General features: G+C 61.9%; 19 protein-coding genes and 2 pseudogenes. 17 read left to right on the top strand and 4 right to left on the bottom strand.

Translation table 11 applies throughout. From position 1 onward, the window contains the following. Nucleotides 1-32: 32 nt before the first annotated feature. From ELQ88_RS19640 to ELQ88_RS19590, 11 genes are all read left to right on the top strand, one after another. Nucleotides 33-473 carry a CBS domain-containing protein gene (locus ELQ88_RS19640; RefSeq protein WP_138967135.1) on the top strand — a complete coding sequence of 147 codons (441 nt, stop codon included), beginning with the start codon at nucleotides 33-35 and terminating at the stop codon, nucleotides 471-473. A 100-nt stretch (nucleotides 474-573) separates the two neighbouring features. Then, the gene (locus ELQ88_RS19635) at nucleotides 574-1017 is read left to right on the top strand and encodes a hypothetical protein (protein WP_138967133.1); all 444 of its coding nucleotides are present in this window, start codon (nucleotides 574-576) and stop codon (nucleotides 1015-1017) included. Between the two features lie 273 nt (nucleotides 1018-1290). After that, a complete protein-coding gene (locus ELQ88_RS19630; RefSeq protein ID WP_138967131.1) occupies nucleotides 1291-2634 on the top strand; it encodes a coproporphyrinogen III oxidase in 1344 nt (447 codons plus the stop codon). A gap of 22 nt (nucleotides 2635-2656) precedes the next feature. Beyond that, nucleotides 2657-4045, top strand: a complete 1389-nt coding sequence (hemN, locus tag ELQ88_RS19625; RefSeq protein WP_138967129.1) for an oxygen-independent coproporphyrinogen III oxidase — start codon at nucleotides 2657-2659, stop codon at nucleotides 4043-4045. Between the two features lie 109 nt (nucleotides 4046-4154). Next, entirely contained in the window at nucleotides 4155-6392 is a 2238-nt protein-coding gene (locus ELQ88_RS19620; RefSeq protein ID WP_138967128.1) for a NosR/NirI family protein, read from the top strand. Further along, nucleotides 6389-8308, top strand: coding sequence for a TAT-dependent nitrous-oxide reductase (gene nosZ, locus ELQ88_RS19615; RefSeq protein WP_138967126.1), 1920 nt, complete (start codon nucleotides 6389-6391; stop codon nucleotides 8306-8308). The genes ELQ88_RS19620 and nosZ overlap by 4 nt, the downstream gene beginning before the upstream one ends. A gap of 51 nt (nucleotides 8309-8359) precedes the next feature. Further along, nucleotides 8360-9628 carry a nitrous oxide reductase family maturation protein NosD gene (locus tag ELQ88_RS19610; protein ID WP_138969549.1) on the top strand — a complete coding sequence of 423 codons (1269 nt, stop codon included), beginning with the start codon at nucleotides 8360-8362 and terminating at the stop codon, nucleotides 9626-9628. Beyond that, nucleotides 9625-10548, top strand: coding sequence for an ABC transporter ATP-binding protein (locus ELQ88_RS19605; RefSeq protein WP_138967124.1), 924 nt, complete (start codon nucleotides 9625-9627; stop codon nucleotides 10546-10548). Before ELQ88_RS19610 ends, ELQ88_RS19605 begins: the two co-directional genes overlap by 4 nt. Beyond that, on the top strand, nucleotides 10545-11375 hold the full coding sequence (locus ELQ88_RS19600; protein WP_138967122.1) for an ABC transporter permease subunit: 831 nt from the start codon (nucleotides 10545-10547) through the stop codon (nucleotides 11373-11375). Before ELQ88_RS19605 ends, ELQ88_RS19600 begins: the two co-directional genes overlap by 4 nt. Nucleotides 11376-11406: 31 nt before the next feature. Continuing rightward, nucleotides 11407-11934, top strand: a complete 528-nt coding sequence (locus tag ELQ88_RS19595) for a nitrous oxide reductase accessory protein NosL (protein ID WP_138967120.1) — start codon at nucleotides 11407-11409, stop codon at nucleotides 11932-11934. 128 nt (nucleotides 11935-12062) lie between these two features. Then, the gene (locus ELQ88_RS19590) at nucleotides 12063-12806 is read left to right on the top strand and encodes an SDR family oxidoreductase (protein WP_138967118.1); all 744 of its coding nucleotides are present in this window, start codon (nucleotides 12063-12065) and stop codon (nucleotides 12804-12806) included. 243 nt (nucleotides 12807-13049) lie between these two features. Here the strand turns inward: ELQ88_RS19590 and ELQ88_RS19585 are convergent. From ELQ88_RS19585 to ELQ88_RS34355, 4 genes and pseudogenes are all read right to left on the bottom strand, one after another. After that, nucleotides 13050-13358 (bottom strand): annotated as a pseudogene (locus tag ELQ88_RS19585) (cytochrome D1 domain-containing protein); the annotation flags it as partial. A gap of 104 nt (nucleotides 13359-13462) precedes the next feature. Continuing rightward, nucleotides 13463-13657 (bottom strand): annotated as a pseudogene (locus tag ELQ88_RS34745) (cytochrome c); the annotation flags it as partial. Nucleotides 13658-13673: 16 nt separating this feature from the next. After that, nucleotides 13674-13991, bottom strand: a complete 318-nt coding sequence (locus tag ELQ88_RS19575; RefSeq protein WP_138967116.1) for a c-type cytochrome — start codon at nucleotides 13989-13991, stop codon at nucleotides 13674-13676. Nucleotides 13992-14015: 24 nt separating this feature from the next. Then, nucleotides 14016-14171: a hypothetical protein gene (locus tag ELQ88_RS34355; RefSeq protein ID WP_178084667.1), complete on the bottom strand. Its 156-nt coding sequence runs from the start codon at nucleotides 14169-14171 to the stop codon at nucleotides 14016-14018. 198 nt (nucleotides 14172-14369) lie between these two features. Here ELQ88_RS34355 and ELQ88_RS19570 point away from each other — a divergent pair, with 198 nt between their 5' ends. From ELQ88_RS19570 to ELQ88_RS19540, 6 genes are all read left to right on the top strand, one after another. Continuing rightward, a complete protein-coding gene (locus ELQ88_RS19570) occupies nucleotides 14370-15173 on the top strand; it encodes a CbbQ/NirQ/NorQ/GpvN family protein (RefSeq protein WP_138967114.1) in 804 nt (267 codons plus the stop codon). Beyond that, on the top strand, nucleotides 15157-15744 hold the full coding sequence (locus ELQ88_RS19565) for a cytochrome c oxidase subunit 3 (protein WP_128871549.1): 588 nt from the start codon (nucleotides 15157-15159) through the stop codon (nucleotides 15742-15744). Before ELQ88_RS19570 ends, ELQ88_RS19565 begins: the two co-directional genes overlap by 17 nt. Before the next feature lie 10 nt (nucleotides 15745-15754). After that, nucleotides 15755-16012, top strand: a complete 258-nt coding sequence (locus ELQ88_RS19560) for a cytochrome C oxidase subunit IV family protein (protein WP_128871548.1) — start codon at nucleotides 15755-15757, stop codon at nucleotides 16010-16012. A gap of 230 nt (nucleotides 16013-16242) precedes the next feature. Continuing rightward, nucleotides 16243-16683 carry a cytochrome c gene (locus ELQ88_RS19550; RefSeq protein WP_138969548.1) on the top strand — a complete coding sequence of 147 codons (441 nt, stop codon included), beginning with the start codon at nucleotides 16243-16245 and terminating at the stop codon, nucleotides 16681-16683. A gap of 3 nt (nucleotides 16684-16686) precedes the next feature. Further along, the gene (locus ELQ88_RS19545; protein WP_138967112.1) at nucleotides 16687-18117 is read left to right on the top strand and encodes a cbb3-type cytochrome c oxidase subunit I; all 1431 of its coding nucleotides are present in this window, start codon (nucleotides 16687-16689) and stop codon (nucleotides 18115-18117) included. 78 nt (nucleotides 18118-18195) lie between these two features. After that, the gene (locus tag ELQ88_RS19540) at nucleotides 18196-20037 is read left to right on the top strand and encodes a VWA domain-containing protein (RefSeq protein ID WP_138967110.1); all 1842 of its coding nucleotides are present in this window, start codon (nucleotides 18196-18198) and stop codon (nucleotides 20035-20037) included. Nucleotides 20038-20040: the final 3 nt, after the last annotated feature.

Genomic DNA, 20040 nt, shown 5'->3' with positions numbered 1-20040 from the left:
CGGGTCAGGGCGCAACAGAATCGGAGACTCTTATGAAAACAGCCGCACAGTTACTCAAGCTGAAGGTAGTGCAAAACCGCCAGGTGCATAGCGTCGCACCAGACGTGATGGTCCTTGAAGCGCTGAAGATCATGGCCGAAAAGAACGTCGGCGCGCTGCCGGTCATTGAAGACGGGCAGGTGGTGGGCGTGATCAGCGAGCGCGACTACGCACGCAAGGTGGTGCTGCTGGGACGCTCGTCGGTCGGCACCCCGGTCAGGGCCATCATGAGTGCGCCGGTAGTCACGGCGGACAGCCAGCACAGCATCGAGCGGTGCATGGCGGTCATGACCGACAGCCACCTGCGCCACCTGCCGGTGGTGGAGGGCGGGGAACTGATCGGACTGTTGTCGATCGGTGATCTGGTCAAGGAAGCCATCGTCGAGCAGGCCGATTTGATTCGGCAATTGGAGCATTACATTCGCGGGCATTGATTGGCGTGGCGGCAGGGTGCAAGGCTTTCTTGATCGGTGTCAACCGGGTGGGGTGTTCGGCTGTGTAGTCTGCAGAGACACCCCGCCAGTGGCGCTCATCATGATCTATCCGCTGATTCTGACCCTGCATCTGTTTGCCGCCCTGATCTTCATCGGCACGGTGTTCTTCGAAGTGCTGTTTCTGGAAAGCATCCGCAAACAGCTGCCCGCCAGAGTGATGCTGCTGGTCGAACAGGGGATCGGCCGCCGCGCCCGCAGCCTGATGCCGTGGGTGTTGCTGGTGTTGTTCGGCGCGGGGCTGGGCATGGTCTGGCTGCGTTACCTGCCAGCCCTCGCGGCGCCCCTGGCTTCATCGTTCGGCACCTTGCTGGCGTTGAAAATCGCGGTCGCCGCCAGCGTGCTCCTGCATTTCCTGACAGCCATGTTCCTGTTCAAGAGCGGCCGGATGAATGCGCGCTACTTGCGCTTCATCCACGCCAGCCTGTTCTGCCACATGGTCGTTATCGTGCTGTTGGCCAAAGGTATGTTCTACCTGACATGGTGATCGCCAGGGGCACAAACTCGGTGGGCTCCACCGATCCCCTGTAGGAGCTGGCTTGCCAGCGAAAGCGGTCTGTCAGCCAACAACTCTGCTGCATGTGACGCCGCCTTCGCCGGCAAGCCGGCTCCTACAGGGGATCGGTATGTGGCCACGAAATCGGCGAACGCCACCGATCCCCTGTAGGACCCGCCACTTCGCTCGAGCTTGATGCAAATCAAGGAGCATTGAGCGTCAAGCCCGGACACTGTGATTCGCAGCCCGTCACGGAGACCCGCCATGCTCGATTTCTTTCACGCCCCAGGCGAGAGCGCCCGGTGCGATCAGGGCGTACTCGACCCCAACTGCCATGCCGACACGCAAAAGTTTCATGCGGGCATCGGCTCGCTGGACCTGTTGCGGGCCTTGCGCGTCAGTCGCCAGAAGCGCCGCCCGCTGGCCCTGAACGTGCAACTGCCGTCCAGGCTCACGCCGTCGTTCTGTTCCCCACGTGAGATCGCTTGCGAGCACGGCGGTATCGAGCAGTATCTTCAGCGCCTGGAAAAGGAAATCGACCTCGTCGGCTGCCACCTGGGTGCAGAGCAGCGGGTCGAGCAGTTTCATCTGGGCGGCGCCACCCCCACCATCGTTCATCTGCAGCGGCTGATGGCGCATCTGCGTGGCCGGTTCAATTTTCTCGAACATGAGTGCGGCGACTACAGTGTCGAGGTGGATCTTCATCATACCGATTGGTCGACCATGGGCGCGTTGCGCGACCAGGGCTTCAACCACGTCAGCATCGGCGTTCCGGATATCGACCGCGACACTGACATGTCGGTGGCCTGCTACCAGAACCCGGCGCCGATTCATTCACTGATCGATGCTGCGCGCACCTTCGGCTTTCGCTCCGTCAACGTCGACCTGGGTTTCGGTCATGCCTGGCAGACCCCGGACAGCTTTGCGCAGAAACTGGCGACCATTATCGAGCTGGAACCAGACAGGCTGCTGGTGTTCGACTATGCCCGGCCACCTCGACGTTACCGGCCGATGCCCGGCGCCAGGGGCAGGGCGCTATGCAGCCAGGAGGATAAAGGCGCGATGCGCCAGATCTGCTTCGATCAGTTGATTGGCGCGGGTTATCACTACATCGGCCTGGGGCAATTCGTGCGGCCCGACGATGACCTGGCGATCGCCCAGGAGCGAGGCCGGCTACGGCGCACCTGCGACGGTTTCAGCCGTCACGGTTATTGCGATCATCTCGGGTTCGGCTTGGGGGCCATCGGTCAGATCGACGATCTGTATACGCAAAACGCCGAAGCAGTCGAGCCTTATCAGCAGCATCTGGACTGCGGGCAGTTGCCGACGTCCCGGGGCTGGCGCTTCGAGGCCGGGGATCAGATCAGGCAGTTGGTCATGGAGCGGCTGGCTTGTGACCAGGAACTGGATATCCACGCCATCGAGCGCCGTTACGGCCTGGTCTTCTCCAGGTATTTTTCCTCGATCTGGCCGTTGCTCGAGCAATTGGGTCATGATGGGTTGATCGAGCTGTCGGACCGTTTCATCAGCATTCTCCCCGCCGGTCGGCCGGACGTGGATGCCATCTGCAACTTGTTTGAAAAGGGGTCAAGCGCGGCATGGCATTGACCCACCTGCGAGTAGATTGATCATGAAGCCTGCATTCGATTTCAATCGAGCCCTGGTCGAGAAGTATGACCGCCCCGGGCCGCGCTATACGTCGTACCCCACCGCGCCGCAGTTTCACCAGGCGTTTGCCGTGGACGACTATCAAACGGCCGCGCGCGCCAGCAATCAGGTGGCGGTGCCCAAACCGCTGTCGGTGTACATCCACATCCCATTCTGCAAAAGCCTGTGTTATTACTGCGCCTGCAACAAAATCATTACCCAGAAAACCCATCGCGCCGTCGAGTACCTGACGTACCTCAAGCGTGAAATCGCGATGCAGGCGGCCTTGTTCGACAACACCCGCAAACTCACGCAGCTGCACCTGGGCGGCGGCACACCGACCTACCTGACCAGCGAACAGCTGGCGGACCTGATGGACTGCCTGCACCAGGCGTTCAACCTGGACGACAGCGACGACCATGAGTTTTCCATCGAGGTCGATCCGCGCACCATCAGCACCGAACAGATCCAGTCGCTGCGCCAACTGGGCTTCAATCGCCTGAGCTTCGGCGTGCAGGATTTCGATCCGGACGTGCAGGCTGCGGTCAATCGTACCCAAAGCGAAGAACAGATCTATGCGCTGGTCGCCGCTGCTCGCGAGGCGCGATTCAAGTCGGTCAGCGTCGATCTGATCTATGGGCTGCCGTTGCAGACCGTGGCCAGTTTCGATGTGACCCTGGGCAAGATCATTGCCCTGCGCCCGGACCGTATCGCCGCCTACAGCTACGCCCACCTGCCGCAGATGGTGCGTGCGCAACGCTTGATCCGCCAGGAAGACATGCCGCCGCCGGAGCGCAAGCTGGAATTGCTCGAGCTGACCATCCGCCGACTGACCGCGGCCGGTTACGTCTATATCGGCATGGACCACTTCGCCTTGCCGGACGACGAACTCGCCCTGGCCCGCGCCAACGGCACCCTGCAACGCAACTTCCAGGGCTACTCGACCCATGCCGACTGCGACCTTATCGGCCTCGGCGTATCGTCGATCGGCAATGTCGGCGACAGCTACAGCCAGAGCGTCAAGGAGCTTTCGCAGTACTACGCCCGAATCGATCAAGGTCTATTGCCGGTGCATCGGGGCTACCGCTTGAACGCCGACGACCTGCTGCGCCGAGAGGTGATCGGCGACCTGATGTGCCACGGCCGGATTGATTTCGGCAAGTTCGAGCGGCGTCATGGCATCTGTTTTACCGAGTATTTTGCCGAGGCGCTGGCACAGTTGGACGAACATGTACGGGACGGATTGCTGCTGGTTCACCGCGATGAACTGCTGCTGTTGCCACAGGGGCATCTGATGATGCGCAGTGCCGCGATGGCGTTTGACGCCTATCTGGGGGCTGAGCAAAAAGGCCTGTTTTCCCGCACTGTCTGAGGCGTTGGCGCGTGCCCCCGGCCGCTATTTTCTGAAGTTGATTTCAATCAAGGGCAGGGGGCGCAGCGCTCCCTAACATGACCGGAAGCCCTCTTGATTTCGGCCAACCATGACCCTCCATCAGCCATCGATCCATCGCCACCTGCGCAGCCTGCGCGAGTGGTGCGTCGTGCTGACGCTCGTACTGCTAGCCGCCACCATTGGCGCGGTTCAGGCCAAGGAATACGGGGGCATCGAGCAACAGCGCATCGAAAAAACCTTCCCCTTGACCGACTCGGTATCCGCCCCCGAAGGCCCGTTCAAGGTGCGTACCCTGTCAACGGCCGGCACCGTCACCGGTTATGTGTTCCAAAGCCTGGATGTGGTGGATATTCCGGCCTATTCGGGCAAGCCGATCAACACCCAGGTGATCCTCGACCCGGCGGGGGTGATCAAGGACGCCTATGTCCTGGAGCACCACGAACCGATCCTGCTGATCGGGATTCCCGAAGCAAAACTTCATGCCTTCAGTGCCAAATACAAGGACATCAAGGTCAGCCAGCGGGTGGTCGTCGGCCACTCCAGCGACCCGAATGCCGTCACCGTGGATGCCATCGCGGGGGCGACCGTCACGGCGATGGTGGTCAACGAGGTGATCATGCGCGCCGCCCACGAGGTGGCTGTATCGCTGAAACTGGTCGAGGACCAGACCGGCCACGCGCAGAAACCTGCCACCGTACGCCAGGACATTTTCGAAGCCGCCACCTGGGAGCAGCTGACCGGCAACGGCGCGATCCGCCGCCTGAACCTGACCCGTGGCCAGGTCGACGCCGCTTTCAAGGGCACCGAAGCCGAAGGCATCGACAACGCCAGTGCCGAACAGGTCGACGACACCTTCATCGAACTCTACGTCGCCGACCTGAACCCGCCGACCATCGGCCGCAACCTGCTGGGCGACAACCAGTACCGGTTTCTCATGCAGGAACTCAAGCCGGGCGAGCAGGCCATCGCCGTGCTGGGCCGTGGGCTGTTCTCCTACAAGGGTTCGGGTTATGTGCGCGGCGGGATCTTCGACCGGGTGCAACTGCGCCAGTTCGGCAACGTCATCAGCTTTCGCGACATGGACCATCAACGGCTCGACGACGTCTTCGCCGAGGGTATCCCCGAGTTCGATGAGATGTCGATTTTCATCGTGCGTGAACCGGCCAGGTTCGATCCGGGAGCCGCCTGGACCCTGGAATTGCTGGTGCGCCGTCAGACCGGTCCGGTCAGCGGCACCTTCAGCAGTTTCGAACTGCCATACCAGATGCCCGAGCCTTACCTGGAACGGCCATTGCCCAGCGCCGAAGAATTGGCAGCCATCGAAGAAGCCGGCCGGCCGATGTGGGTGACCATCTGGTACCAGAAACAGTTCCAGATCATGGTGCTCGGCGTGGCGCTGCTGCTGCTGACGACGATTCTGTTCCTGCAGGACACCTTCACTCGCCGGCCGCACTTTCTGCATTGGCTGCGCCGCGGCTACCTGGTGTTTACCGTGGTGTTCATCGGCTGGTACGCCCTGGGGCAGCTGTCGGTGGTCAACGTGCTGACCTTCGTCCATGCCCTGTTCGAGAACTTCCGCTGGGAACTGTTTCTCACCGATCCGCTGATCTTCATGCTCTGGGTGTTCACCGCCGCCAGCATTCTGCTGTGGGGCCGTGGCGTGTTCTGCGGCTGGCTGTGCCCGTTCGGCGCCTTGCAGGAATTGATCAACGAAGCCGCGCGCAAGCTGAAGATTCCCCAATATGAACTGCCGTTCGCGGTCCATGAGCGGCTGTGGGCGATCAAGTACATCATCCTGCTGGCGCTGTTCGGCGTCTCCCTGGAGTCGATGGCCACGGCCGAACTGTTCGCTGAAGTGGAACCCTTCAAGACCGCCATCACCTTAAGGTTCGACCGCCAGTGGTGGTTCGTGCTCTACGCGGTGGCGCTGCTGGTGATCAATATCTTCACGCGCAAAGTCTATTGCCGCTACATCTGCCCGTTGGGCGCGGCGCTGGCGATTCCCACCAAACTGCGGCTGTTCGACTGGCTCAAGCGCCGCAAGGAGTGCGGCGACCCTTGCCAGCTCTGCGCCAAAGAATGCGAGATCCAGGCAATCCATCCCGATGGCCGGATCAATGCCAACGAGTGCCACTACTGCCTCGATTGCCAGATGACCTGGAACAACGATCACAAATGCCCGCCGCTGATCAACAAACGCAAGAAACAACGCGGCAAGGCCGCACCGGTCAGCGCGCAACTCATACCTGTCGTGGAAGTGACGGCTGAACCCCGCGAATTCACGGCCCCTGTGACTGATTTTATTCCTCCAAGGAGCACCTCATGAACGACACAGAATCCACATTACCAGCCGAGGCAACGGAACCGACCGGCCTGAGCCGGCGTGGTTTCCTCGGCACCAGTGCAGTGACCGGTGCGGTGCTGGCCGGTGCCACGGCCATCGGCGGCGCAGTCTTCACTCGTGAATCCTGGGCGGCGGCAGCCAAGGAGTCGAAGTCGAAGATCCACGTGGGACCGGGGGATCTGGACGACTACTATGGTTTCTGGAGTGGCGGTCACCAGGGCGAGGTGCGGATCATGGGCATTCCGTCGATGCGTGAACTGTTGCGCATCCCGGTGTTCAACGTCGATTCCGCCACCGGCTGGGGCCTGACCAACGAAAGCAAGCGGATCATGGGCGACAGCGCCCACTTCCAGAACGGCGACTGCCACCACCCGCATTTGTCCATGACCGATGGCAAGTACGATGGCAAGTACCTGTTCATCAATGACAAGGCCAACAGCCGGGTCGCGCGCATCCGCCTGGATGTGATGAAGTGCGACAAGATGCTCACCGTGCCGAATGTGCAGGCCGTGCACGGTCTGCGCCTGCAGAAAATGCCCCACACAAAGTACGTGTTCGCCAACGCCGAGTTCGTGATTCCGCATCCTAATGACGGCAGCACCTTCGACCTGCAGGACAAGAACAGCTACACGATGTTCAACGCCATCGATGCCGAGAAGATGGAGATGGCCTTTCAGGTCATCGTTGACGGCAACCTGGACAACACCGATGCCGACTACACCGGCAAGTACGCGGCCTCGACCTGCTACAACTCGGAGAAGGCCTACGACCTCGGCGGCATGATGCGCAACGAGCGCGACTGGGTGGTGGTGTTCAACATCCCGCGCATCGAAGCGGCGATCAAGGCCGGCAAGTTCATCACCCTGGGCGACGCGAAAGTGCCGGTGGTCGACGGTCGAAAAACCGCAGGCAAGGACAGCGAATTCACCCGCTACATCCCGGTGCCGAAGAACCCTCACGGGATCAATATGACGCCCGATGGCAAGTATTTCATTGCTGCCGGCAAGCTTTCGCCGACCTGCACCATCATTGCCACCGCCAAGCTCGACGATCTGTTCAACGACAGGTTCAAGGACCCGCGCGAGGTGGTGGTCGGCGAGCCGGAACTGGGCCTGGGCCCGCTGCACACCACCTACGACGGTCGCGGCAACGCCTACACCACGCTGTTTATCGACAGCCAGGTGGTGAAGTGGAACGTGGAAGAAGCCGTTCGCGCCTACACCGGCGAGAAGGTCAACTACATCAAGCAGAAGCTCGATGTGCAGTACCAGCCGGGGCACAACCATGCATCGCTGACCGAAACCAGCGAGGCCGACGGCAAATGGCTGATGGTCCTGAGCAAATTCTCCAAGGACCGCTTCCTGCCGACCGGCCCGCTGCACCCGGAAAACGATCAGTTGATCGATATCTCCGGCGACGAGATGAAGCTGGTGCACGACGGCCCGGCCTTCGCCGAACCCCACGATTGCATCATGGCCCGGCGCGACCAGATCAAGACCAAGAAAATCTGGGACCGCAACGACCCGTTTTTTGCCGAAACCGTGGCCATCGCCGCCAAGGACGGGATCAAGCTGGAGACCGACAACAAGGTCATCCGCGACGGCAAGAAGGTCCGGGTCTACATGACCTCGATGGCCCCGGCCTACGGCTTGCCGGAGTTCACCGTCAAGCAGGGTGACGAAGTCACCGTGACCATCACCAACATCGACCAGATCGAAGACGTGACCCACGGTTTTGTCATGACCAATCACGGGGTGAGCATGGAGATCAGCCCGCAGCAGACGTCCTCGATCACCTTTGTCGCCGACAAACCGGGGTTGCACTGGTTCTACTGCAGCTGGTTCTGCCATGCGCTGCACATGGAAATGGTCGGCCGCATGCTGGTCGAGAAGGCCTGACGGTTGCCCATCGACAGGAGCGGGCCAATGACCTATTTCAAGCAAAGGTCGATGAAGGTCATTGCGCTGGCGCTCCTGTCCCTGGGCGGCAGCGCGCTGGCGGCGGTGCAACCCGTCACCAGCTTGCCGTTGAAGCAGGACGCCGGGCAACGCTGGCACCTGCCGGCGGGGGAGTACCGCGGCTCGTTCAGCGTCGATCAAACGATGCAGATTGTCTGTGAGCCGGGCGCGGTGTTCCAGGGCGAGGGGCAGGGCAACGGCCTGATCATCAGCGCCCCGGATGTCGGCATCGAGGGCTGCACCTTTCTCGACTGGGGGCACGACCTCACGGCCATGAACGCAGGGCTGTTCATCCAGCCCAAGGCCCGTGGCGCCGTGATCAAAAACAATCGCCTGCAAGGCCGGGGTTTCGGTATCTGGGTCGATGGCACGGCGGATGTGAGCCTGGTCGACAACCGCATCCAGGGTGATCCGACGGTGCGCTCCCAGGATCGCGGCAACGGTATCCATCTGTATGCGGTGCACGGGGCCAGGGTCATTGGCAACCAGGTCCGGGACACCCGCGACGGCATCTATATCGATACCTCCAACGGCAACCTGCTGCAGGGCAATACCCTGGAAGACCTGCGCTATGGCGTGCATTACATGTTCGCCAACGATAATCAACTGATCGGCAACACCACCCGCCGCACCCGTACCGGCTACGCCTTGATGCAAAGCCGCAAGCTCACGGTGATCGGCAATCGCTCCGAGCAGGATCAGAACTACGGCATCCTGATGAACTACATCACCTATTCAACCTTGCGCGACAACGTCGTCAGCGACGTGCGCGACGGTTCGACCGGCGACAGCATGATCAGCGGCGCCGAGGGCAAGGCGTTGTTCATCTACAACTCGCTGTTCAACAGCATCGAACACAATCGCTTCGAACACAGCGCCGTGGGCATCCACCTCACCGCCGGCTCCGAAGACAACCGCATCGCCGACAACGCCTTTGTCGGCAACCAGCGCCAGGTCAAGTACGTGGCCACCCGCTTGCAGGAATGGTCGGCGGATGGCCGGGGCAACTTCTGGAGCGATTACCTGGGCTGGGACCGCAACAACGATGGCCTGGGCGACATCGCCTACGAACCCAACGACAACGTCGACCGCCTGCTGTGGCTGTACCCGCAAGTGCGCCTGCTGATGAACAGCCCGGGTATCGAGTTGTTGCGCTGGGTCCAACGGGCCTTTCCGGTGATGAAGTCGCCGGGTGTGCAGGACAGTAATCCGCTGATGAAGTCACCCATTCAACCCCTGGCCCAGGAGCCTGCCGCATGAACGTCATCGACATCGAAGGTGTCAGCCAGCGCTACGGGCACAGCACCGTGCTGCATCAGCTGAACCTGAGCCTGGCCGAAGGGGAAGTGCTGGGCTTGTTCGGCCACAACGGCGCGGGCAAGACCACCTGCATGAAGCTGGTGCTGGGATTGCTCCAGGCCAGCGCAGGGCAGGTCAGGGTGTTCGGTCGATTGCCCAGTGATCCCCACGTTAGACGCCTGCTGGGTTACTTGCCGGAGAACGTGACCTTTTATCCGCAGCTCAGTGGCCTGGAGACCTTGCGGCATTTCGCCCGACTCAAGGGCGCAGCGTTCACCCAGGTGGACGGGCTGCTCGAGGAAGTCGGTCTGGCGGGTGTGGCGCATCGGCGGGTCAAGACTTACTCCAAGGGGATGCGCCAACGCCTGGGGCTGGCGCAAGCCTTGCTCGGGGCGCCGCGCTTGCTTTTGCTCGACGAGCCAACCGTCGGCCTCGATCCGATCGCCACTCGGGACCTGTACCGATTGCTCGATCGCCTGCGCAGCCAGGGCACCAGCGTGATTTTGTGTTCCCACGTGTTGCCCGGGGTCGAGGCGCATATCAACCGCGCGGCGATTCTGACCCAGGGCCGTCTGCTGGCCCTGGGCAGTCTGCACAGCCTGCGGGAGGAAGCCGGGCTGCCGACGTTGATTCGCGCCCACGGGCTCAAGCACGCCGGGCCCTTGCAGCAACGTTGGAACAATGCCGGGCATGTCACTCAACGCTGGGGCACGGAAGGTCTTGAAGTGGCTGCGCTCAATGGCAGCAAGCTCGGCCTGTTGCGCCAATTGCTCAATGACGATGAACCGGCTGACGTGGAGATCGACCCACCGTCGCTGGAAGATATCTACCGCTTCTACATGGGCCGCGCGGCTGCAACAGCGACCGGGGAGGTGGTATGAACCCGATCTGGAACATGGCACGCAAGGAGTTCAACGACGGTCTGCGCAATCGCTGGCTGTTGGCGATCAGCTTGTTGTTCGCGGTGCTGGCGACCGGTATTGCCTGGTTGGGCGCCGCGGCGTCCGGGCAAGTGGGCTTTACCTCGGTGCCCGCGACCATCGCCAGCCTGGCCAGCCTGGCGACCTTCCTGATGCCGTTGATTGCCTTGCTGCTGGCCTATGACGCCATCGTCGGCGAGGACGAGAGCGGCACCTTGCTGCTGTTACTGACGTATCCGCTGGGGCGCGGGCATATCCTGCTCGGCAAGTTCGTCGGCCACGGGTTGATCCTGGCACTGGCGACGTTGATCGGCTTCGGCTGCGCGATGCTGGCGATTGCGCTGCTGGTGGATGAGGTGGAACTGAGCCTGCTGCTCTGGGCCTTTGGTCGTTTCATGCTGTCGTCGACGTTGCTGGGCTGGGGCTTTCTCGGCCTGGCCTACGGGTTGAGCAGTGTGTCTGCGGAGAAGTCCACCGCCGCCGGGCTCGCCCTGGGGGTGTGGTTTTTCTTCGTGCTGGTGTTCGACCTGGCCCTGCTGGCGCTGCTGGTGCTCAGCGAAGGGCAATTCAATCCGAAGATCCTGCCCTGGTTGTTGCTGCTCAATCCTGCGGACATCTATCGCCTGATCAACCTCTCCGGATTTGAACCCGGCGCCAATACCGCCGGGGTGCTGACCCTGGGCAGTGAGTTGCCGATGCCGGGCGCGATGCTGTGGCTGTGTCTGTCGCTGTGGGTGGCGGCGCCGCTGGCCGCGGCCTGGCTGCTGTTCCGCCGTCGGGCGAGTTGATTTTCACTTTGAAATTCTGGAGTAATTGACGATGAGTGCGTTTTATCTGACGACGGTACGTGCCATGGCGGGCCTGATGGTCTGCCTGCTGTTGGCGGCCTGTGACAAGCCCGCACAAGCGTCCTTGAGTGAGGCCGCGGTAGCCTTTCACCCCAGCGATGAATGCCATGTCTGCGGGATGATCATCAATGGCTTCCCCGGGCCCAAGGGTGAAGTGGTCGAACGCAGCGGTGTCAGGAAATTCTGCTCCACGGCGGAAATGATCGGCTGGTGGTTGCAACCGGAAAACCAGCATCGCGCTGCCCGGTTGTATGTCCATGACATGGGCCGCAGTCCGTGGGACGCGCCGGATGACGCCCATCTGATCGATGCCCAAGACGCCTTTTACGTGGTCGGCATCTCGCTCAAGGGCGCGATGGGCGTGGTGTTGGCGTCCTTCTCCAGCCGCCAGGCTGCCGACAAGCTGGTGGCGGAACAGGGCGGGCGTGTGCTGCGCTTCAGCGAGATCGATCAGGCGCTGCTGCAGCAACAGTCCGCACCGTCGCACTCGAGCCATTGACCCGCTGCATCGCCCGGTTTCCCTGGTGAAAATCTGATCGCCGTCAAGTCGATATTGCTGCACTTGTTCAAAGATAGAGGCTGGCTACGTCCCCAGTGCTTGGCATCAGCGATGCCCAGGAGAACATGATGCAAACCGAGTTTCAGGATCGTCTGGCGGTGATCACCGGCGCCAGTTCCGGGATTGGCCTGGCGTTGTGCGCCGCGCTGTTGGCCCGTGGCGCCAAGGTGTTGGCAATGTCGCGTACCGCTGGTGAATTGCCGGCCTTGAAAGAGATACACGGTGAGCGACTGCAACGGTGCGCCGGGGACGTCACCTGCCAGGACGACCTGCAGCAGTTGGCGCGGCGAGCCGCGGTACTGGGCCCGGTGGCCTGGCTGGTGCCCTGCGCGGGCATTGCGGAAATGGCCGACAGCCTGGACATGTCGTCCTTTCAGCGCCAGTGGGCGGTCAACGGTGCCGGGGCGTTGAACACCCTGGCGGCGTTACGCGGTGAACTGGCGAGCCCGGCTTCGGTGGTGTTTGTCAGTAGTTTCCTCACGGGTTCGAGCTTTCCCGGCCTGGCGGCCTACATTGCCGGCAAGGCCGCCCTGGCGGCGCAAGCGCGCACCCTGGCGGTGGAGTTCGCGCGGTATGACGTGCGCATCAATCTGGTCTCCCCGGGACCCACCGCCACCTCGATGTGGGACCACCTGGGGTTGAGTGAAAGGGAGCTCGACGACGTCGCCGACACTCTCGGCAAACGTCTGCTGCCCGGGCATTTCCTCGATGCATCGGCGGTGGCCAATGTGATTGTCTTCCAGCTGTCGCAAGGCGCCCGGGGTGTCTATGGCCAGGACTGGAAGGTCGACAATGGCTACACCTTGAGCTGAGCATCGCAGGCGGCGTGTCAGCCAACATCAATGTCGACTATCAGACCGCTTTCGCCGGCAAGCCGGCTCCTACAGTTAATCGGGGCGTACACGAATAGTGTGCTCGACCTGCAACCCTGCAGGAGCTGGCTTGCCAGCGAAGGCGGCGTGTCAGCCAACATCCATGCCGTATATCAGACCGTCTTCGCCGGCAAGCCGGGCTCCTACAGGTAATCGGGGTGTACACGAATAGTGTGCCAAGGCTTAATGCGACATCCCCTCGACAAACTCAATCTTGTTGCCCACGTTGTACTTGCCCGACGGCTTGTTCATCGGAATGCGTTTGATCTCCTTGAGGGTATTGCTGTCGTACACGATCAGCGCGCCGTCGGTGACCCAGATGCTCAGCAGCAGGTAGCGGCCATCGCGGGTGAACTCGACATGGGCGGCGGTCTTGCCGGGCATCGGACGCAGGGTGCGGGCGATTTCCAGGGTCTGTTTGTCAATCAGGTGGATCGCATCGTTGTCGGGGCCGAAGAACACATCGGTCCAGGCATACCGTGAATTGACGTGGCCGCGCTAGACCACACTGACATGCAGGGATGCTCCTGTTGGCGAGGGGACATAGCGACCACCGCGCCGCGACGTGACGAACACCGGTTGGCCGGCGACCGGGATGACTGCAGTGCCAGTGCCGTGGGGGTCAGCTCGGGGCCCAGCCCGCCGGTCATGTGCAGCCCATGGCAGGCGCCACAGTCCAGGCTCGGCAGGTGTTTGAGTTGCGCCTGACACGTGGCGTCCGGTGTCGCAACCGCGGTGGTGCAAATGAGGAGGAGGGCCGCCACAATCACAGCGTGTCGATAGACCTTCATGACGCCCTCCAGGTGGTTATTTGAGCGTCAGTACCCAGGTCGCGAGAATTTTCGCTTCTTCATCCGTCACGGGGTTGGCGGGCATTGGCATCGGCCCCCAGTTGCCGGAGGTGCCGTTCTTGATGTGGCCTGCCAGGGTGTCCGCGGCTCCGGCCACGCCCGCATTCTTGGCCGCGACATCCTTGAGCGCGGGGCCCACCAGCTTGGTGTCGATGGTATGGCAGGCGGCGCAGGGTTTGCTCTTGAACAGCGTCGGCCCGTCCTCGGCAGCCATGGCCGGCTGCACGCTCAGCGCAGCGGTCAGGGCGAACAGTGAAAACAGTGTATTTTTCATGATGGTTCCTTGCATTGATGGAGCTCAATAGATGTCGTGTTGGGTGTTGTAGACGTTGAACTTCCCGGTGGGCATGATCAGTCGTTTGTCCTTGATGACTGCTTTACTCACCGCCAGGACCAGTGACGAACACACTGTGGCGAGGGTCAGGGCAAACGTTCTTCTGTTGCTGATCAGCATTCCATTTCTCCTCAGGCAAGCCCTTTGCGATGTGCTGAAACGGCAGCGCAGAACGCAGGTTCTTAGTGCATTGCAAGGCTATGCCCAAGGGGCCAATGCTCGCTTGACGGCGATCAAGTTTGCCGGCCACACCCCTTGCCAGGTTGTCGTAGGGGCCCGTAGCGTGTGGCTTGAATCCGCTTTTGGAGCAGGCAGCCCATGGACCGAATCCCGTCTAGCGCACATCCGATCGAACCCTTCTATCAACCACTGAATAATGAGGAGGCGCTGTTCGAACAAGCCTGGCGCCACGGCATGCCGGTGCTGATCAAAGGGCCGACGGGGTGCGGCAAGACCCGCTTCGTCCAGCACATGGCCCATCGGCTGCAACTGCCGCTGTATACCGTGGCCTGCCACGACGACCTGAGCGCCGCCGACCTGATCGGCCGCCATCTGATCGGCGCCCAGGGCACCTGGTGGCAGGACGGACCCTTGACCCGCGCGGTGCGTGAAGGCGGCATTTGCTATCTGGACGAAGTGGTCGAGGCGCGCCAGGACACCGTGGTCGTCCTGCATCCCCTGGCCGACGATCGGCGCGAGCTGTTTCTGGAACGCACCGGCGAAGTGCTCAAGGCTCCGCCTTCTTTCATGCTGGTGGTGTCGTACAACCCCGGTTACCAGAACCTGCTCAAAGGCATGAAACCCAGCACCCGGCAACGCTTCGTGGCGATGCGCTTCGGCTACCCGCCGGTGGCCGATGAAGAGCGCATCGTCGCCAGGGAGGCCCAGGTGGACAACGCGCTGGCGGCGCAAGTGGTCAGGCTGGGCCAGGCGCTGCGTCGGCTCGACCAGCACGATCTGGAGGAAGTCGCCTCGACCCGCCTGCTGATTTTTACCGCGCGCATGATCGGCGCCGGCATGAGCCCGCGGGAAGCGTGCATGGCCTGCCTGGCCGAGCCGCTGAGCGATGATCCGCTGACCGTGGCAGCGCTGATGGGCGTGGTCGATGTCCACTTCGGCTGAGCTCACAGGGGTTAAGCGGGGCCATTTGCCGGGCGATCTGGCGATGTGGTTCTTCATCCTGGCCGAGTTGTCGGTGTTCGCGATCCTGATCCTGGCGTTCGCCGTGACCCAGGCCCTCAAGCCGCAGATGTTCAGTGACAGCCGGCTGTTGCTCGACACTTCTACCGGCCTGGCGATGACCCTGAGCCTGCTGACCGGCGGACTGTTCGCCGCGCTGGCCCAGGAACAGGTCAGGCGCTCACGATCCCGTCATGGCGCGGTCTACCTTCTGGCGGCGCTGCTCGCGGCCAGTGTCTATGTGCTGTTGAAGCTCACCGAGTACCACCACTTGCTGGGCTCGGGGCTGGGCATGGAGCACAACACCTTTTTCACCCTCTACTGGATCCTCACCGGGTTCCACTTTCTCCACGTAGTGCTCGGCATGGTCATCCTCGGCTGGCTGGCCGAGCGCTGCCGCCGTGGTTTGTACCACGCCGACAACCGCAGCGGCTTTGAATCCGGGGTGTTGTATTGGCACATGGTCGATCTGATCTGGGTCGTGCTGTTTCCGCTGGTCTACGTGTTGAGTTGACGAGGTGATCATGTCTGTATCCAGGGTTTTGCTCGTCTGCTGGGCGGCGTTGGCCGCGTTAAGCCTGTGCACCGTGCTGCTGGGGCGTGCCGAGGGCACCCGGCTATTGACGATCGCCATCCTGCTGGTGGCCGTCGGCAAGGCCTGGCTGATCGCCGACGGCTTCATGGAGATGCGTCACGCCCCGCGGCTGTGGCGCCGGTTGATGCTGAGCTGGGCGGTGGCCCTGGCGACCGTTGTAGGGCTGACGCTGGTGGAGTTCCGCTGAAGAAATACATTTCCAATGTGGGAGCGGGCTTGCTCGCGAAGGCGGTGTGTCAGTTGACATTGATGTTGGCTGACACACCGCCTTCGCGAGCAAGCCCGCTCCCACTTTGGATCTTCGTCAGCCATACGATCTATACCCGACTAAAACCATCTGCCTTTCTTGATCGCCATCAAGCAGTTTTCAACCCCTCGCTTCCTATCATGGACACGCCAAGCAAAGAGGAAGCGACCATGTCAGAGACCTTCACCAAAGGCATGGCCAGGAACATCTATTTTGGGGGGAGCGTGTTCTTCTTCCTGATATTCCTGGCCTTGACCTATCACACGGAACAGACCTTTCCAGAGCGCAGCAATGAGGCGCTATTAACCGAATCAGTCGAGCGCGGCAAGTTGGTCTGGGAGCAAAACAATTGCATCGGCTGCCACACGCTGCTGGGCGAGGGCGCCTACTTCGCGCCGGAGCTGGGCAACGTGTACAAGCGGCGCGGCGGCGAGGCGGGCTTCAAACCCTTCCTGCATGCCTGGATGAAAATGCAGCCACTGGGCGTACCGGGCCGGCGCGCGATGCCGCAGTTCAAGTTGAGTGACCAGGAGGTGGATGACATCGCCGAGTTCCTCAAATGGACCTCGAACATCAACACCAATGGCTGGCCGCCAAACAAGGAGGGCTAAGCGATGAGCATTGCTAATCCGCATCTGAAATTTGCCTCGCAAGCCGTGGCCAAACCGTACTTCGTGTTTGCCCTGATCCTGTTTCTCGGTCAGATCCTGTTCGGTTTGATCATGGGCCTGCAATACGTGGTAGGGGACTTTCTCTTTCCGATCATCCCGTTCAACGTGGCGCGGATGGTCCACACCAACCTGCTGATCGTCTGGATACTGTTCGGCTTCATGGGAGCGGCCTACTACCTGATTCCGGAAGAGGCCGACCGCGAACTGCACAGTCCGAAACTGGCGATCATCCTGTTCTGGGTATTCGCCGCCGCGGGCGTGCTGACGATCCTCGGCTACCTGCTGGTGCCTTATGCCGGCCTGGCCAAGCTGACCCACAATGAACTGCTGCCGACCATGGGCCGGGAGTTCCTGGAGCAGCCGACCATCAGCAAGATGGGGATCGTGGTGGTGTGCCTGGGCTTCCTCTACAACATCGGCATGACCCTGCTCAAAGGCCGCAAGACTACCGTCAGCATGGTGATGATGACCGGGCTGATCGGGCTCGCGGTGTTCTTCCTGTTCTCCTTCTACAACCCCGGCAACCTGGCCCGCGACAAGTTCTACTGGTGGTGGGTGGTGCATCTTTGGGTAGAAGGCGTGTGGGAACTGATCATGGGGTCGATGCTGGCCTTCGTGCTGATCAAGATCACCGGCGTGGACCGCGAGGTCGTGGAGAAATGGCTGTATGTGATCATCGCCATGGCGTTGATAACAGGGATCATCGGCACCGGGCACCACTTCTTCTGGATCGGTGCGCCAGAGGTCTGGTTGTGGGTCGGCTCGATCTTCTCCGCGCTCGAACCGCTGCCGTTCCTGGCGATGGTGATATTCGCCTTCAGCATGGTCAAGAACCGGCGCCGGGACCACCCGAACCGTGCGGCCACGCTGTGGGCCAAGGGCACCACGGTCACCGCGTTCTTCGGCGCTGGCGTCTGGGGCTTCCTGCATACCCTGGCACCGGTCAACTTCTACACCCATGGTTCGCAGTTGACGGCCGCTCACGGTCACCTGGCCTTCTACGGTGCCTACGCGATGATCGTGATGACTTTGATCAGCTACGCCATGCCGAAGCTGCGCGGGCTGGGCGAGGCGGCGGACGAGCGTTCGCAGCAACTGGAGATCTGGGGCTTCTGGCTGATGACCCTGTCGATGGTGATGATCACGCTGTTGCTCACCGCCGCCGGAGCCGTGCAGATCTACCTGCAACGCTGGCCGGTGGATGGGGTCGCGTTGCCGTTCATGGCCACTGTCGATCATCTGCAAGTGCTGTTCTGGGCCCGTCTGGGCGCCGGTCTCGGTTTCTTCGCAGGGCTGATCTGCTACCTGTTCAGCTTCAAGCGGCGTGTGCCTTTGACGATCGCCGATGCGAACGCTTCCGTCGTTAGCTCGTGAGTCAGGTAACACTTTAGAGGAGGGCGGCCCGGCTGGTACAGCGGGCCGTTTTACATTGGTTTTCAGAGGAAAAGAACCATGGCCTTTACCGTCGAACTGGAAGAGTGGGTCGGCAGTGTCTGGCATCGCTTCATCACCCGGCGCGCCAGCCCGGACTTCCCCGAAGCGCGGGTCGAACTGGCCAGCCGGCAACGTCCACTGGCAGTGTTGTTTCGCGCCATGGGCGGTGCCAATGGCATCGGTGTCGAAGCCGCCAGCGACCGCGAGCTGCTGCTGCGGCGCAACGTATTGCAGCAGATCGCCGGTACCTGCAAGCAGGTGCCACTGGCGTGGTGCGACGCGGCCAACCTGCGGCTGCCGTCGAGCCTTGCGGTGTTTCCCGAAGCGGCACTGAACGAGGAACTCTATCGCTGGCTCGCCTTGCTGGCGGCGCAGTCCGGCCCCATGCGCCACTGGGGGCAAGACAATCAACGCTGGACGCAACAGCTGTTGCGGCGTTATCCCGCGTTGCGAGCGCGTTACAAGCGCCTGGTCGATGCCCATCTGCCACTGCGCCCGGATCCGGCGACGCTGAACCCCGGCGAAGCCGCGCTGGAACGGGCGTTATGCCAGGCGTTGCGCGAGCCCGGCAGTGTCGAGCACTTTCCCCGCAGCGAACGGGCGGCCTGGCCGCTGCCGCTGTGGTTGTACCCGCCGCAAAACCTCGCCAGCCCCCAGGCTGCCGACCTCGGTGACGAGTCGGAAGAATCGCTGACGACCCCGCCCGGTGAGCACAAAGGCGCAAGCAAACGCGCCAAGCGCATCGATGAAGGCACCCGCGACGGCGGGTTGTTGATCGTGCGCCTGGAGAACCTGTTCAGCTGGACCGAACATGTGGACCTGGATCGCTGGTCCGACGACAGCGACAACCCGGACGCGGCCAGGGTCGCCGAAGACCTGGACGAATTGAGCCTGTCGCGCACCCGTCTGCGCAAGGGCGGCGGCCTCAAGCTGCACCTGGATTTGCCGCCGGCGGATGTCGACGACATTCCCCTGGGCGAGGGCATCAAGTTGCCGGAATGGGACTATCGCAAACAGCAGATGCAGGACGCCTTCGTCAACCTGCAAATGATGGTGCCCCGGGACTGTGAGGCACAGCCGCTGCCGCCACGGCTCAAGGCCTCGGCGCATCGTTTGCGGCGCCAGTTCGAGCATCTGCGCAATGACCGCCAGTGGTTACGCCAGCAACCCCAGGGCTCGGAGCTGGACCTGCAGGCCTGGCTGGATTTCCATGTCGAGCGCGCGCATGGCCAGTGTGCCGAACGCGGTCTGTTCATGGAGCAGCGCCAGACCCGCCGCGACCTGGCGTGCCTGTTGCTGGCCGACGTCTCGATGTCGACCGACGCGCACCTGAACGATGAACATCGGGTGATCGATGTGATCCGTGACACGCTGCTGCTGTTCGGCGAAACCCTGTCGGTGCTGGGTGATGATTTCGCCCTGTACGGGTTTTCCTCGCTGCGTCGCCACCAGGTACGGATGCAGGAACTCAAGTCCTTCACCCAGCGTTACGACGACAACACCCGCGGTCGCATCCAGGGGCTCAAGCCGGGTTACTACACGCGCATGGGCGCGGCCATACGCCAGGCCGCGCAACTGCTGGGCAAGAGCAAGCGCCGCAGCAAACTGTTGCTGCTGCTGACCGATGGCAAACCGAACGATCTGGATTTATACGAGGGGCGCTACGGTGTCGAGGACACCCGTGAGGCGGTGCTGGAAGCGCGGCGCCAGGGGTTGACACCGTTCTGCATCACGATTGATCGCGAAGCCGGGGATTACCTGCCGTACATGTTCGGCGCCAATGGCTATACCTTGATCCGCCAGCCGGAACAGCTACCCCTGCGGTTGCCGCAGTTGTACCGCCAGCTGACCCAACCTTGAGCC

This window comes from Pseudomonas sp. MPC6, from assembly GCF_006094435.1.
GTDB lineage: Bacteria > Pseudomonadota > Gammaproteobacteria > Pseudomonadales > Pseudomonadaceae > Aquipseudomonas.
Note: the sequence above shows the minus strand (reverse complement) of the source record. Positions and strands in the feature narration are given on the sequence as shown.

Excerpts from the sequence above, each read along its gene's own strand:
- ELQ88_RS19610 (WP_138969549.1), top strand. The coding sequence starts at position 8,360 with ATGAAGGTCATTGCGCTGGCGCTCCTGTCCCTGGGCGGCAGCGCGCTG.
- ELQ88_RS19600 (WP_138967122.1), top strand. The coding sequence starts at position 10,545 with ATGAACCCGATCTGGAACATGGCACGCAAGGAGTTCAACGACGGTCTG.
- ELQ88_RS19630 (WP_138967131.1), top strand. The coding sequence starts at position 1,291 with ATGCTCGATTTCTTTCACGCCCCAGGCGAGAGCGCCCGGTGCGATCAG.
- ELQ88_RS19545 (WP_138967112.1), top strand. The coding sequence starts at position 16,687 with ATGAGCATTGCTAATCCGCATCTGAAATTTGCCTCGCAAGCCGTGGCC.
- ELQ88_RS19635 (WP_138967133.1), top strand. The coding sequence starts at position 574 with ATGATCTATCCGCTGATTCTGACCCTGCATCTGTTTGCCGCCCTGATC.
- ELQ88_RS34355 (WP_178084667.1), bottom strand. The coding sequence starts at position 14,171 with ATGCTGATCAGCAACAGAAGAACGTTTGCCCTGACCCTCGCCACAGTG.
- hemN (WP_138967129.1), top strand. The coding sequence starts at position 2,657 with ATGAAGCCTGCATTCGATTTCAATCGAGCCCTGGTCGAGAAGTATGAC.
- ELQ88_RS19620 (WP_138967128.1), top strand. The coding sequence starts at position 4,155 with ATGACCCTCCATCAGCCATCGATCCATCGCCACCTGCGCAGCCTGCGC.
- ELQ88_RS19570 (WP_138967114.1), top strand. The coding sequence starts at position 14,370 with ATGGACCGAATCCCGTCTAGCGCACATCCGATCGAACCCTTCTATCAA.
- nosZ (WP_138967126.1), top strand. The coding sequence starts at position 6,389 with ATGAACGACACAGAATCCACATTACCAGCCGAGGCAACGGAACCGACC.
- ELQ88_RS19640 (WP_138967135.1), top strand. The coding sequence starts at position 33 with ATGAAAACAGCCGCACAGTTACTCAAGCTGAAGGTAGTGCAAAACCGC.
- ELQ88_RS19565 (WP_128871549.1), top strand. The coding sequence starts at position 15,157 with ATGTCCACTTCGGCTGAGCTCACAGGGGTTAAGCGGGGCCATTTGCCG.
- ELQ88_RS19575 (WP_138967116.1), bottom strand. The coding sequence starts at position 13,991 with ATGAAAAATACACTGTTTTCACTGTTCGCCCTGACCGCTGCGCTGAGC.
- ELQ88_RS19560 (WP_128871548.1), top strand. The coding sequence starts at position 15,755 with ATGTCTGTATCCAGGGTTTTGCTCGTCTGCTGGGCGGCGTTGGCCGCG.
- ELQ88_RS19540 (WP_138967110.1), top strand. The coding sequence starts at position 18,196 with ATGGCCTTTACCGTCGAACTGGAAGAGTGGGTCGGCAGTGTCTGGCAT.
- ELQ88_RS19595 (WP_138967120.1), top strand. The coding sequence starts at position 11,407 with ATGAGTGCGTTTTATCTGACGACGGTACGTGCCATGGCGGGCCTGATG.
- ELQ88_RS19550 (WP_138969548.1), top strand. The coding sequence starts at position 16,243 with ATGTCAGAGACCTTCACCAAAGGCATGGCCAGGAACATCTATTTTGGG.
- ELQ88_RS19590 (WP_138967118.1), top strand. The coding sequence starts at position 12,063 with ATGCAAACCGAGTTTCAGGATCGTCTGGCGGTGATCACCGGCGCCAGT.
- ELQ88_RS19605 (WP_138967124.1), top strand. The coding sequence starts at position 9,625 with ATGAACGTCATCGACATCGAAGGTGTCAGCCAGCGCTACGGGCACAGC.